The sequence below is a fragment of the Aeribacillus sp. FSL K6-8210 genome (genome assembly GCF_037963925.1).
In the GTDB taxonomy this organism is placed as follows: domain Bacteria; phylum Bacillota; class Bacilli; order Bacillales; family Aeribacillaceae; genus Aeribacillus; species Aeribacillus composti.
Genome location: NZ_CP150172.1, coordinates 1748382 through 1762256, shown reverse-complemented (window position 1 = coordinate 1762256; position 13875 = coordinate 1748382). Strand labels below are relative to the sequence as shown.

Here is a 13875-nt window from a genome sequence, read left to right as displayed (position 1 = left end):
AGGGTTGGGTGAGCATAGATGAACTTTGAGCAAGCTTTCAATGAATTCGCTTATAATCGAATTGAGCAAGCTTTGTTAAATCGACAAAACCGTGAGCTCAAAGCTCTATACAACGAGCTTGAAGAAAAGCTTAAAAAGCTGGGCATAGCCAAAAACGATTGCGATGATTTAAAAGGAACCATCTATTGTTTGATGGATACTCAAAATTTGCTAGTTTATAGGCAAGCACTTGCAGATGTCATTTCCTTTCTTATCAAACTGGAAGAAACAAAAGCGGGCACCGGCCAAAAATAAACAATTCTACGAAAATATTTCCCGTTCATGCTGATCAAAAGGGTTTTTGGGGGTCAAGATGTTGACAAATGAATTAAATCCTTCTTTCTATGAACATCGTAAATATTTTTCACTGCCTCTCTACATATTTAATAATGAGTATAAAAAAGACCATCATGAATCAATTATTGAACAGCATCTACATAAAAATGTAAAAAATAGGTATTTTCAAGTCCCGGAATTCGTTTTTAAAGAATTTGCCAAAGGAAATTTGTCTGAAGTGTGTGTCTGGATTTTATTGACTTGTTTTTATTTGCTCCATATAAACAAGAGAAACGGCTTTAACGAAGGGGAAATTTTGCGGCTCGTAATGGAAGCGAGGAAAAAGACATGTTCTTATCCATCATTAAAAAAATGCTTTAAGCATTGTGTTGCGGAGTTAAAGAGAAGCGGATGGATCGAGCAGAAAAACAGGCTAATCTTTCTGAAAATTTTTTGAGTATTCATTCTCTTTTTTTTAATTTTCTTGTTTGAGAGAAAAGAAAAACGCGGTTGTGAAACCGCATTTTTAAATAAAAGGGCGAAAATTATATCGTTTCAAAAAGGATTGAAACCATCTGCTTATTTTACTATTAAATCGACACCGATAACCCCGACGATGTCTCCGTTCTTATGAATGGGGAAGGAAATGGTGATGCACGGTTTTTTTGTAACAGCAGATGTATAGATGCTTGATATAAAGATTTTATTTTTACTAGCTTCGATAAACCAAGGACGGGCTTTTGCATTTATTAAGCCTGCAGGAGGGTTGGAATAAACGAATGTACCGTCCAGTCGATTCGACCAAATAGCTTCGATATGCTCGTTCTCCTCAAAAAATTGATCCAATGCTTTTTTATGAACATCCGCATCTAGTTCATACAGTGGAAATTGTGTTAAAAGATTCATCACTTTTTCTTTCATTTCGTTGATTTTTGCCAAATCTATTTCTGTAATTTGTTGAAGCTGATCCCTTTTGACTAACGTTTGCAGCTCTTTAGAGGTTTGATCCAATGTCTCGCTGATGGCAATCATCTCTTCAATATGCTGGTGCTGCTTATCCATATCTTCTGAAACTCTCAGTGCATATGTTTTATTTTCATGAGCCATATCTGAAATTTGCTTGAGCACCGTAGTAATTTCCTGTACATGATCACACTGTAATTCGACAGCGTCTTTCGAATCCGATACCATTGATGTGATTTTGCCCAACGATGTTTGAAAAGAATGGATAACATCAATTAAAGATAGTAATTCAGCCACATTCTTTTTCATCTGATCGTTTTCCGATTTTACCATTTTGGTCGAAAACTCAATTTCTGATTGAATCGAAGAAAGAATTTGATGTGTTTCTTCAACCGCATCATGCGTTTGGTTTGCTAAATTTCCAATTTCATTTGCAACGACCGAGAAGCTTTTCCCATGTATTCCGGCTCTTGCCGATTCGATATTTGCATTTAATGCAAGTATTTTTGTTTTTTGGGAAATCGCTCCAATCGAAGAAAGAATGTGATCCATTTGTTTGGAAAAAGAAACGAGCCGATCCATTTGATCAAGAATTTTCAAATGATTTTGCCGCAGCTGTTCCGTTTCTTCTTGTATTTTTTGCAGCTGCGTTTTCGATTTTACGAGCTGTTCATAAAATAATATGCTTGAGGAATGTATCTCTTGAGAAGATGCTGTGATTTTCACAGCTGCCTCTTCAATTTTACGCATCTTTTCTGAAACGTTATTTGTGTCTTGCGCGGTCTGCTCAATATGCTCTAATAGCTGAAACGTGCTTTTTTTACTCGAGGAAGATCGTTCATCAAGGGAAACAGCGGTTAATTTCATTTGCTCAATGACGCCTTTTAATTGATCCGCAGCAACTTCCACCTGTGCCGCAAACGAATCCTCCATCTGTTTTTTTTGTCTATCTTCTTCATGATCCGCTGCTCGATTCCATTTTTTTAAAAACAGCATATTTATCACCTACTGTCTCCACTAATTTACTCTTTATTGTAACAAGCCGAACGAGAACGAAACATGATTTATGTCACATAATCTGACACAAAACATTTCAATATACAACCATTCGACAGATGCTACCTTTTTTCTCGTTTTTTCTTTATCATTGTTGAATTTTGCGCTTTCCCGAGAAATAATTTTTATTTACAAAATAAATACTCTCCTTCCGTGCAAAAAAGGAGGAGAGTTTATCAAACTGTTATTCTCTTTCATTCAAACTTTCCTGTTTGATAGTCGACGATTGCTTGCCGTATTTCTTCTTTCGTGTTCATAACAAACGGACCGTAAGCTGTGACAGGTTCATGGAGAGGTTCTCCCGCATATAGAAGCAGCCGGAGTTTGTCTGTCGCTGTGACAGTTATGTAGCTTTCCTCTCCCTCAGCACCCTTTGTTAAAAACAGCACTTGCCCTTTTACCCCTTTTGTTTTGGACGCACCAAACAAGCCTTTTCCTTCCAAAATATAAAGAAAACCATTATAGCTTCCCGGAAGATCTTGATGTACGGACGCACCAGGTTCCAGAATCATTTCCACCATCGTGACAGGAACGTAATTTTTTAGTCGGCGCTTGAATACCTTTTGACGAACCAGAAAAAATCCGAATTAACGCTCCTTTTTCTTTTCTAACTGGCATGTCAGCACTTTTCAAATTTTGATAGCGGGGAGCTGTCAGTTTTTTTGAACTCGGCAAATTAACCCACAGCTCTAGACTGTGAACGGTAGATCCAGGTGCAGGATCTTCTTGATGAATTACTCCTCTTCCAGCAGTCATCCATTGAACATCACCCGGCTTTAGCTTGCCATATCCATTTTTGTTATCAAAATGCTCCAAAATCCCGTCAATTACATATGTGACAGTTTCGATTCCCCGATGGGGATGAAGGTCAAACGTCCCTTGCTGAAAAATATCCTCCGCAAGCATTAAAAACGGATCATATTCCTCCCAATTACCAGGTTCTAACACAAATCCATTAGTATGGGTCGGATTATTCGTTTGTAACGCAACATTTTTAATTTTGCGTATATCTCTTTCCATACAAGCCTCCTTATCTATTTTCTTCTTTTTGCAAGTAATCAATAATCCCTTGCGCACAAATGCCCATATCGATTTTTAAATACTCGTGCACTTGATGATCTTCGGAAATATGTTTTTTCTTTAAGTAATCTTGCAGCGTGCTGTACAATCTATCAGATAGAAGCTTTGATTTTTCTTCAAACGGCAAGCTTCCATGCTCTTTTACAACCGCTTTGCCTTGATCTACAAAAATGGCCAGCCAATATTTTAGCTGTTTACAAACTTCCTCTGGATGCTCGCTCATGCCAAAATGACCGAAAAATATTTTTGAAACGTTTAATGCTTCGATTCTTTCGCATGATTCAAGCATTTTATCCGGATCAAACTGGTTAGGAGAAGTAGACGGCAAATAAAACTCTAAGTCTGAATCTAAGAGCATTGAATAAAAAACCCCGATCGTGTCGCCGGTAAAGATGCCGTTGCTTTTGGAATCATGTATACAAAAATGGTGATTCGCATGACCTGGTGTGTGATAAAACGTCAGCACGCGATCATCGCCTACTTGAAGCGTTTCCAAATCTTCTTTTACAACTAGCTGGTCTTCTGGCACGGGTAAAATCGGGTCAAACAATTTTTGAAATTGCTCCTCTCCATACACCATTTTGGCGCTGGCAATTAATCTGGATGGATCTTGCAAATGACGTTTCCCGCGGGGATGGACGAACACTTTTGCTTTTGGGCAATGTTCAAGGAAAAGCCCGACACCTCCCGAATGATCTAAATGAATGTGCGTAACAATGATGTTTTTAACATCCTTCGGATCAATTCCTAAACTTTCAAGACCTTTTAATAAATATGGGACAGACGGGCTCGCGCTTGTTTCGATGATGGTCAGCTCTTTTTCATGAAGAACGTAAGCCCCTGTTCTGTTTTCTAATCCTAAGTCAAAAAGATCAATTAATGTGATGTCATCGCCAATGTTTTGTACCTTCAATGTTATGTGACTCCTTTCTTTTATTTGCCTACTACATAATTCAACAAAAAAAGATTAATTTCCTTTTCCAAACTTTTTGTTGATTGGTTAAAATTTTTTGATGACAAATTTTTTATTTTAATATATAATATCAATGCTGACGTTTTTCGGGAAGTAGCTCAGCTTGGCAGAGCACCACGTTCGGGACGTGGGGGTCGCAGGTTCAAATCCTGTCTTCCCGACCATGGAGAAGTACCCAAGTGGTTGAAGGGGACGCACTCGAAATGCGTTAGGGCGGGCAACCGCCGCGTGAGTTCGAATCTCACCTTCTCCGTTTAAAAAACGCGCTAAAAAGCGCGTTTTTTAATTGCCGGAATTTGAATAATTGACCCTTTTGAAAATTTTTCAAAACAATTGATATTCTTATTTTCATAAAACTGTTTCAGCAAGTTATGCAAAAAAACCTGAAAAGCCTATTCAGTGCTTTTCAGGTTTTTTCTTATCATTCCTCGATTGGAGCTTTTCTTCTAAATTTGCTTAATACTTCATAGACGATCGGAACAATGATGAGAGTCAGTAAAGTCGAGCTGGTCAATCCACCAATGACGGTTAAACCAAGTCCTCTCGAGATCATGCCTCCATCTCCTTCATAACCTAATGCGAGAGGAAGCAATGCTCCAACTGTTGCCAGCGCAGTCATTAAAATCGGCCGCAGGCGCGTTGCTCCTGCTTCAATGAGCGCATCTCTTGTAGAAAGTCCTTCACGCTCTTTATGAATGACACGGTCAATTAACACAATCGCATTCGTCACAACAATACCGATTAACATGAGCGCGCCGATCAGAGCTGAAACGCTCAATGTTTCTCCCCCAAGCCATAGCGCCACAAATCCGCCGATGACGGTAAATGGAAGTGAAAATAGAATGGCAAAAGGCGCAAGTCCTTGACTGAACGTAACCACCAGCACAAAGTAGACAACAGCGATGGCAGCGAGCATAGCCAATCCTAATTGTGAAAACGACTCATTGATCTGTTCGGACACTCCACCTGTTTCAATGTTCACACCAGGCGGCAATTCTAAACCATCTATTTTCTTTTGAATGTTTGCATTTACTTGGCTAACGTCATTAGTAGTAATCTCTCCGCTGACTGATACTGCAAATTTTCCGTCGCGTCTAGTAATCGTATTGGATGTTTCGCCTTCTTTTACTTTCGCTACATCTCCAATTTTCACATTCATGCCAAGAGGGGACTGAATGGTTTTCTTTTTCATCTCATCAATCGAATCAAATGTTTGCTCTTCCCCTTCAATATAAACTTCAATGTCTTGACCTTCTTTTTGGATTGTTGTTAAAACCGGCCGTTCATGCTGTTGGCTTAATGCCATCGCAATTTGCCCAGCGGTCAAGCCTAGCTTGCTCATCTTTTCTTGATCAACAACAAACGTGAACTCATCATAAGTTTTCGATAAACCAGATTCGACATTTTTCAAGTTTTTTTCATCTTCCAAGATTTTTTGCACTTTTTGGGCGACAGGCTCAATATCTTCCATCGAATCGCCAAACACATACAATGTGTACTCATTGCTTGCCATCATCATGTCAATGGTGCCCCAATCGCCTTTTTCGTTCGTTAATTCATTTAAGTCTTTAACAATTTTCTCCTTTTCTTTTTCAAAATTCGGTGTGTCATCTTCATACATAATAAAGAAAATGGCCTGATTTCGATTTCCAGGATTCATCGGATTTTCGCTTCCGACAGACAATTGAATCGTTTTTACATGATCACGGTCGACAAGGAAATCTTCTGCCTTCAATGCGATATCTTCTACTTCTTCCAGCGTTTGCCCTGGATCCGGATCATACGTTAAAATAACTTGCTTTTCTTGTTCATTCGGCAAAAAGCTTACACCGATGACAGGAATTAAAAACAGACTGGAGACAAGAAGCAGGATCGCAATCAATGATGTTATCCATTTATGGTTCAAAGACCAATTTAATATTTTTTTATAGTTAGTAACCAAAAAGCCAGCTTCCTTTTCTTTTTCGCCTTTCCGTTTTACTCCTTTTTTAAATAAAACGTGAGCAAGTGCCGGCACAATAGTAATCGCCACTAAAAGGGACGCTAAAAGCGAGAACACAATCGTAAGGGCAAACGGCATAAATAGCTGTCCGACCATCCCTTCGACAAATGCGAGCGGCAAGAAAACCGCAATCGTCACAATGGTTGAGGACATAATAGGAATAAACATTTCTTTTGTCGCTGCAATAATCAGCTCTTTCCCTTTTAACGGCTCCCCTTTTAATGTCATCCGTCTGTAAATATTTTCAATGACGACAATCGAATCGTCAATGACGCGGCCGATCGCCATTGTGATAGCTCCAAGCGTCATCATGTTCAACGTGATGTCCATTTCACGCAAAATGATTAATGCAATTAATATGGAAAGCGGAATTGACACCACGGAAATCAACGTTGAACGAATGTTGCGCAAAAACAGCAAAATGACAATAACTGCAAAAATCGAACCGAACAGCGCTTTATTCAGCATTGTTTCAACAGATTTTTCAATCGGTTCTGCTTGGTCCAGCGTTGAAACGACTCCGAGGCCTTTATATTCGTCTTTTAATTCATCCAATTTTTCTTTTACTTCATTTACAACTTCAACTGTATTCGCATCAGTAGCTTTTACAATTTGCAGTCCGATTGCTTCTTTTCCGTTCGTTCTTGATACGGATTCAGCTTTTCCGACGATTTCGATATCGGCAATTTCTCCTAATTCGACTGTTGGCAATTCAATGCTTTGCTGCTGGATCGCCTGATTTGGCGCTGCACCATTTGCTCCAGACAAACCGTTTGGCACTTGGCTCATTTGCGCCTCTCCGGCTTGCTGCCCTTGTGCTGATCCTGTGACTGGGATTTTAAGCTTTTTCAAATCGTCAATTGTCGTAATATTTCCGTCAACGACAACAGACTTTTCCGTGTCTTTAAATGTATAAAGACCTAATGGCGCACGGAGATCCGCACCTTGAATATAATTTTTTATTGTTTCCTCATTTAGCCCGAGCTCTTTTAATTTGTCTTGATGAAAAACAAGCCGCCCCTCTTCTACCTGCTGTCCAGAAGTTACAATGCTTTCTACTCCATCAATTCCTTTCAATTCAGGAACAATGATGTCTTCAACCAGTTCAGTTAATTCAGGAAGTGTTTTTCCTTCATCAAAAAAGCTCACTGTATAAACAGGGAAAGCGTTCATGCTAAATCTTGCAATTTTAGGCTCTCCTGCTCCATCCGGAAGTTCGACTTGTTCGATTGCCTTTTCAGCTTCCTCTTCTGCTCGTTCCATATCTTTTTCAAATTTGTATTCAATTTGAATAGAAGATGCATTTTCAAACGAATTAGAGCTGACGATTTCAACCCCGTTCAAATTGCGAACTGCTTCTTCAATTGGAACCGTCACTTTCTCTTGTACTTCTTCAGGGGTTGCACCTGGATATGTAGTCGTAACACTTATGATGGGAGTGTTTATGTCCGGGATCGTCTCCAGCTTCATATTAAATCCAGAAAATAGTCCCGCAAAAATTGCAATGACAGTTAAAATCCAAATAGCCAGTTTATTACGGAGCGAAAATTTAATAATGTTCTCCACCAAGTCCCATTCCTTTCATGAAGATTTGACAATTCTCCTTTTTTTATACATACTTATAATGAGTTGACTATATAGTCATTATAATTGACCGGTTAACTAGTAGTCAACTAAACTAATAAAATTTTTTCCGACAATAAGGGGATGTTCATGTGAAAGAAAAAGAACGTTTAATCATTGAAGCTGCGATGAAGCTGTTTGCTCGAAAAGGCGTTTCTTCCACCTCCATCCAAGAAATTACCAATGCATGTGGCATTCCGAAAGGTTCGTTTTATTTTTATTTCAAATCAAAAGACGAGCTGTTAATTAAATTATTGGAGCAGTTTTTTAGTCAGTTAAAGAAAAAAACGGAGCAAATCGGGGCAAATTACGAAGATCCAAAAGAGCGGTTTATTAAACAATTGTCTGTTCAATTAAAAGAATTTTTGGCGCATAAAGAAATATTTATTACGCAGATGCATGAAAATTTAAAAGAAAATAATGAAAAAATTGATTCGTTGTTACAAAACCTAAGAAACGATTTTTTTCATTTTTTAACAAACAATCTGAAAAACATTTACGGCAAGTCAATTGATAAGTATATAGCAGATGTAAACATTATCGTTCAAGGAATCTTTTTTTCATTCATTCAGTTCCTCATATTTGAAAATAGGGTGAGAGTTGATGAGGAAAAATTGGCAAAATACATTTTGCAAACAGCAGATGATTTAGTCAAAGGAATGCTGGCAAAACAAAATGACCCCATCATTCCAGCTGAGATCATGACCAAAATGTTCAATCATCCTCAATCCCCCAGCCATCCGTTGAACATTTTAAATGAGATAAAAGAAATGAGCCGTTCTATAATCGATGATGGACAGTTAAACATTACGATTGAAGTGTTAGAAGCTGAAATAACGGCTGAAAAGCCAAGAACTCCGGTCATTAAAGGAATGTTGTCAAATCTCCATGAATATCCTGAACTACGCTACTTGGCCAATCAACTAGCTGATTATTTTCAAATTAAATGAGCCTCTAAAGGGTTAATTCCTTTAGAGGCTGTATTTTTACTCCAGCTCCAACGCTTTTGTTTCTTGTCCAAACAACAGAACAGCTAGTGCGCCAATAATAATGGCAGCGCAAAAAATTGAAAAAATGGCTACCATGGAAACTTTGAGAGCGGCTAAATAACCAACTAATAAAGGCCCGAAAATGCCACCAATTCTTCCGAACGATGCGGCCATTCCCGCACCTGTCCCGCGAATTTCTGTTGGATAAAGCTCAGGTGTATAAGCATAAAGCGCTCCCCAAGCCCCTAAGTTAAAAAATGATAAAAAGATTCCAGATATTAAAAGCTCAGCCGTTGTATCGGAAAATCCGAAAAAGAATGCGCTCAGTGCAGTGCCAAATAAATAAAGAGAAAGAACAAATTTTCTACCAATTCGTTCAATGAGCCACGCCGCACTAAAGTATCCCGGAAGCTGTGCAATCGTCATAATAAGAACATACTCAAAGCTTTGCACTAAACTGTAGCCTTTCATCATCACAACGCTTGGAAGCCATAAAAACATCCCGTAATAAGAAAAAACAACAGAAAACCACAACACCCAAAGTACAGCTGTTTGTTTCACATATTTTTTTGACCAGACAGCTGCGATATTTTTCCATACATTTGATTTTGTTTGTATCGATTTGAATTTTTTTGAATCCGGAAGCTTCATGCGCAAATAAATCGCATAAAAAGCCGGAAGAGCTGTTAAAATAAGGGCGAGACGCCAGCCAAATTGAGGAATAACAAAATAAGATATAATTGCCGCGATCAACCATCCTGCAGCCCAAAAACTTTCAAGCAGCACGACCATTCTTCCCCGATCCTTTGTCGGCGAGCTTTCTGATACTAGCGTTGATGCTACTGGCAATTCACCTCCCAGCCCCATGCCGATAAAAAATCTTAACAGCAAAAATACCGCTAATGTGGTTGTAAAAGCCGACAGACCGCTGCCGATCGAAAATAACAATAATGTGATAATAAAGACAGTTTTTCTGCCAATTTTGTCTGACAAAAGACCGAAGAAAAATGCCCCTACAGCCATGCCGATCGAGTTGATGCTCCCGATCCAGCTCATTTGTTCTGCCGTCAAATTCCAATCTTCTTTTAACGCGGCAATGATAAAAGATAAAATGCCGACATCCATTGCATCAAAAAGCCATGCGAGTCCCGCAATGCCTAATAGCTTTTTTGTTGACATCTCTTTCATCTTGTCAACTTCACCTCTTTCTGATGTCTTTACATATGTTTTGTTATATGTAAACTATATCATATTTTACATAATTGTCATGTTTTTTGTTTTATAAACGAAACATAATATTGTGCCACCGGCATATGAATCCTATAATCGCAATTTCAGACCATCTTTGCAGCGTTTCATTTATTGCAAAAGGTACAATTCCTTGAAATTTCTACTTTCAGAGAAATCCTTAACAACTAAAAAAGATCCACAGAAATCATTTATATATTCTGTAGATCTTCGCCATTTACAAAGGAATAGGAGACAGCATTTTGTCTATAAAATTTTTATTTTTTGTTTTTTGTCCCATCTTCTACGTTATAGGCTTGACCATATGCTTCACGGGACGGTTCATATAAGTCATGTACATCCGTTCTTCTTTCGAGTTCCGTTTGTTCATGTGTACGTTTTTTGTTTTTAAACCACTTCATTCTTGCTCACCTCTCATATATATCATCATCTTCTTATTTATTGTTGCGAAATTTTTTACGTTTATTCGAAAATATGCATGCCATTCGCCAACCAGTTCTGTTTTTCATTTATAATGAAATTAATCGATTATGTTAGATTGAAGGTGACAGTATGGAGATCGAAGATATTATAAAGAAGGTTAAAAATCATAATCCGACGATAATTGGGATGGATCGTTTAGTAAAATTTGCGGTATTGCTTCCGTTTATGCGAATAAATGATGAAGTTCATTTGTTGTTTGAAGTACGCGCCAAAAAATTAAAAAGGCAGCCCGGCGAGATTTGTTTTCCAGGTGGGAAAGTTGAGCCGACCGATCACGATGCAAAACATACAGCTATTCGCGAAACATCAGAAGAGCTAGGTATTTCAGCCGATATGATTCAGCATGTATATCCGCTTGATTATGTGATGACTGCCTACGGAACGGTTGTTTATCCTTTTGTCGGCATGATCGATCCTGACGCTTCGTTAGAGCCAAACAAAGACGAAGTCGGCGAAGTATTTACAGTTCCATTTCAATTCTTTTTAGAAACGAAGCCAGAAATTTATGAAGTTCATTTTCGGGCAGAACCTGAAGAAAATTTTCCTTATGAAAGCATCATCGGGGGAAAAAAATATAAATGGAATTCACCGAAAATAGAAGAACATTTTTATTATTATAAAGATAAAGTGATTTGGGGGCTGACAGCCCGGATGATCTACTATTTTATCGATATGCTAAAGAGCGAGCCATCCCTAAAATAGTTTTATGGGATGGCTGTTTATTTAAGCTGTACCGTGAAACAATTCTTTTTTCCTCCACCCGCCGAGCCTAAAATATAAAAAGGCGAATAAGCTGGAAATAACAAAGCTGACGCCCATTCCGACACCGATGCCGTCTTCGCCGATCCAATTGGAAAAAAGGTATGTGAGCGGGTAACGCAGCACCCAAAACGAGATGATGTTTAAAATTAAGACTTGCATCATCGCACCAGATCCACGAACAACACCGTTTAACACAAAATTGATGCCAAGAAACGGATAGAAGAAAGCGACGATTTTTAAATAATTCACACCAAATTGCACCGCTTCTTCCTCCTGGATAAATAATTCCACACCAAAACGGGCGAAAAAGAGAATTAGCAATGATATCAAAACCATAATAGCTAAATTATACATCAATCCATATTGAGCAATTTTATAAACTCGATCCCATCGATTGGCACCAATGTTTATGCCTGCCAAGCTGTTGACAGCAGTTCCGAGGGCCATTGCGGGAAGCAAGATAATATTATCGAGCCTCTGAGCAGCGCCGAATCCGGCCAGCGCGTCTTCGCCAAAACTAGCTACAACGCTCATGATCGCCGTCACTCCAGCGGAAATGACCATCATTTGCATGCCGGACGGAACCCCGATTTTTAAAATAAGAGAAACTTCTTCTTTTTTCGGCATACGCGGCCATGTAAAAGGAACTAATTTGTAATGAATCGCCAAATATATTCCGAATAAAAAGGCGATCCCTTGGGAAATCACTGTTGCATAAGCCGCTCCGGCTATGCCGAATTGAAATCCAGAAATAAATAATGGATCTAAAGCGGCATTTAAAAGAACAGCCAAAACAACAAAATAAACCGGGGCTTTGCTTTCTCCAAGTGCACGCATCAATGTCGCCACAAAATTGTAGCCGAATAAGAAAATAATTCCAAGAAAATTAATTCGCAAGTATAAGGATGCATCTGCAACTAAACTGTCAGGTGTTCCAAGCAAAAATAAAATCCGTTCGGCAAAAATAAATCCAAAAACTCCAAGCAAAATCGATAATATAAACAGCGTGACAACAAAGGCATTCACATACCGTTTCAACCCTTGTTCATCGCGTTTTCCTTTTAATTGGGACAAAATCGTTAATGTTGCTTGGTTGATCCCGATAATGAAAGAAAGAATTGTGAAAATGACAGTTCCAGAGAGAGACACCACCCCTAATGCACGAGCCCCCAGCAAGTTTCCAACCCATAAACTGTCAATTATTTGATACGAAACTTGAAGCAAGTTCGTTAATAAAATAGGCGAGGAAAAAGTGATGAGCTGCTTTAAAATATTTCCTTCTGAGTAATCCGTCTGTTTCATCCAAGAATCACCTTTTTCTTTCATCTTACATTGACGCAGCCTTCGAATAAGCAAAGTGCCGCTCGGTGAAGGATTTACGACCACGTCCTGCTGAGAGCTTTTTTTGAACGAATGGGGCTCTCTTGCTTCCTTACCTTTTATCAAGATTTATTCTTCATATATCATTTTTTTCGTCATGCCGCCGTCAATAATAATATTTTCTCCCGTAATAAAATCGTTGTCGGGATGAGTTAAAAACAAACACGCTCTGGCAATATCATCCGGTTTTCCGACTCGCTTTGCAGGATGCTGTAGATGATCGCGCTCAGTAAGCAGTTCATAGTTGTTCGTTTCAATCCAGCCGGGGCTTATACAATTGACTCTGATTTTGTCTTCCCCCAATGAAATAGCTAAAGCGTGTGTTAAAGCAACGATGCCGCCTTTAGATGCAGCGTACGCTTCCGAATCTTTTTCAGACATGAACGCTCTTGTTGAAGCAATATTAATGATCGAACCTCCCCTTTCATTTTCTCGCATATATTTTGCCGATTCCTTTGCAAATAAAAATACGCTGCGAAGATTTGTTTGTAATATGTCATCCCATTCCTCAACCGTTAGCTCATAAAGAGATTTAAATCTTGAAACACCTGCATTGTTAATCACAATATCGATTCTTCCCGTTGTATGTTTGACCGTTTCTATTAATTTGATGACGTCCTTATGATTTTTGACATCCGTTTTGATAAACGTCGCTCCATATTCCTCAGCTGTTTCCTTTCCTTTTTGTTCATTCACATCCGCTATCACAACTGTTGCTCCTTCTTTTGCATAGGCGGAAACGATCGCTTTCCCGATCCCTTGTGCACCGCCGGTTATAATGACTGTTTTTCCTGCAAAGACCATGTCGATTCCTCCTCTTATCGTTTTTTAAAATCCTGCTCTTGTTTTCGATTACTTCCGTTGGAAATAACAGGGGCAGCCCCACAATATTGAAAATTTTCATTTAAAGATGGACTTTTTTCGTTGAACGCAGAAACCGTCTAAAGATCTTTTATGCAAGCTTTTTCCCTCCTTTTAGCTTCGGCTGCTTAAAAGGTTGG

At 38.8% G+C, this 13875-nt stretch carries 11 protein-coding genes, 2 tRNA genes and 1 pseudogene; 6 read left to right on the top strand and 8 right to left on the bottom strand.

The window, feature by feature from the left end; all coding sequences use genetic code 11:
* The first annotated feature begins 18 nt into the window (after positions 1–18).
* A complete protein-coding gene (locus tag NSQ41_RS08530; RefSeq protein ID WP_063389581.1) occupies positions 19–294 on the top strand; it encodes a hypothetical protein in 276 nt (91 codons plus the stop codon).
* A gap of 58 nt (positions 295–352) precedes the next feature.
* Positions 353–772: a hypothetical protein gene (locus NSQ41_RS08525; protein ID WP_339211442.1), complete on the top strand. Its 420-nt coding sequence runs from the start codon at positions 353–355 to the stop codon at positions 770–772.
* Between the two features lie 122 nt (positions 773–894).
* Here NSQ41_RS08525 and NSQ41_RS08520 read toward each other — a convergent pair whose 3' ends face one another.
* The 3 genes and pseudogenes from NSQ41_RS08520 to NSQ41_RS08510 all read right to left on the bottom strand — a co-directional run bounded on the left by NSQ41_RS08520 (position 895) and on the right by NSQ41_RS08510 (position 4327).
* Entirely contained in the window at positions 895–2274 is a 1380-nt protein-coding gene (locus NSQ41_RS08520; protein ID WP_327848633.1) for a methyl-accepting chemotaxis protein, read from the bottom strand.
* Positions 2275–2528: 254 nt separating this feature from the next.
* A pseudogene (locus NSQ41_RS08515) lies at positions 2529–3354 on the bottom strand (pirin family protein).
* A 10-nt stretch (positions 3355–3364) separates the two neighbouring features.
* On the bottom strand, positions 3365–4327 hold the full coding sequence (locus tag NSQ41_RS08510) for an MBL fold metallo-hydrolase (protein WP_339211441.1): 963 nt from the start codon (positions 4325–4327) through the stop codon (positions 3365–3367).
* 147 nt (positions 4328–4474) lie between these two features.
* On the opposite strand from NSQ41_RS08510, the gene NSQ41_RS08505 reads away from it, so the two are divergent.
* Positions 4475–4551, top strand: a tRNA-Pro gene (locus NSQ41_RS08505).
* Position 4552: 1 nt separating this feature from the next.
* A tRNA-Ser gene (locus NSQ41_RS08500) sits at positions 4553–4640 on the top strand.
* A gap of 168 nt (positions 4641–4808) precedes the next feature.
* Here NSQ41_RS08500 and NSQ41_RS08495 read toward each other — a convergent pair.
* Positions 4809–7955, bottom strand: coding sequence for an efflux RND transporter permease subunit (locus NSQ41_RS08495; protein WP_339211440.1), 3147 nt, complete (start codon positions 7953–7955; stop codon positions 4809–4811).
* Between the two features lie 149 nt (positions 7956–8104).
* Here NSQ41_RS08495 and NSQ41_RS08490 point away from each other — a divergent pair, with 149 nt between their 5' ends.
* Entirely contained in the window at positions 8105–8962 is an 858-nt protein-coding gene (locus NSQ41_RS08490; RefSeq protein WP_063389586.1) for a TetR/AcrR family transcriptional regulator, read from the top strand.
* A gap of 36 nt (positions 8963–8998) precedes the next feature.
* On the opposite strand, the gene NSQ41_RS08485 is transcribed toward NSQ41_RS08490, so the two are convergent.
* Together NSQ41_RS08485 and NSQ41_RS08480 are read right to left on the bottom strand one after the other, a co-directional pair.
* Complete coding sequence (locus NSQ41_RS08485) at positions 8999–10189, bottom strand: MFS transporter (protein WP_063389587.1); 1191 nt, start codon at positions 10187–10189, stop codon at positions 8999–9001.
* A 317-nt stretch (positions 10190–10506) separates the two neighbouring features.
* The gene (locus NSQ41_RS08480; RefSeq protein ID WP_158640157.1) at positions 10507–10650 is read right to left on the bottom strand and encodes a hypothetical protein; all 144 of its coding nucleotides are present in this window, start codon (positions 10648–10650) and stop codon (positions 10507–10509) included.
* A gap of 151 nt (positions 10651–10801) precedes the next feature.
* Here NSQ41_RS08480 and NSQ41_RS08475 point away from each other — a divergent pair, with 151 nt between their 5' ends.
* The gene (locus NSQ41_RS08475; RefSeq protein ID WP_063389588.1) at positions 10802–11434 is read left to right on the top strand and encodes a CoA pyrophosphatase; all 633 of its coding nucleotides are present in this window, start codon (positions 10802–10804) and stop codon (positions 11432–11434) included.
* A 21-nt stretch (positions 11435–11455) separates the two neighbouring features.
* Here NSQ41_RS08475 and NSQ41_RS08470 read toward each other — a convergent pair whose 3' ends face one another.
* Positions 11456–12796, bottom strand: a complete 1341-nt coding sequence (locus tag NSQ41_RS08470) for an MATE family efflux transporter (protein WP_063389603.1) — start codon at positions 12794–12796, stop codon at positions 11456–11458.
* Between the two features lie 147 nt (positions 12797–12943).
* Entirely contained in the window at positions 12944–13678 is a 735-nt protein-coding gene (locus NSQ41_RS08465) for a glucose 1-dehydrogenase (protein ID WP_066246619.1), read from the bottom strand.
* Positions 13679–13875 lie beyond the last annotated feature (197 nt).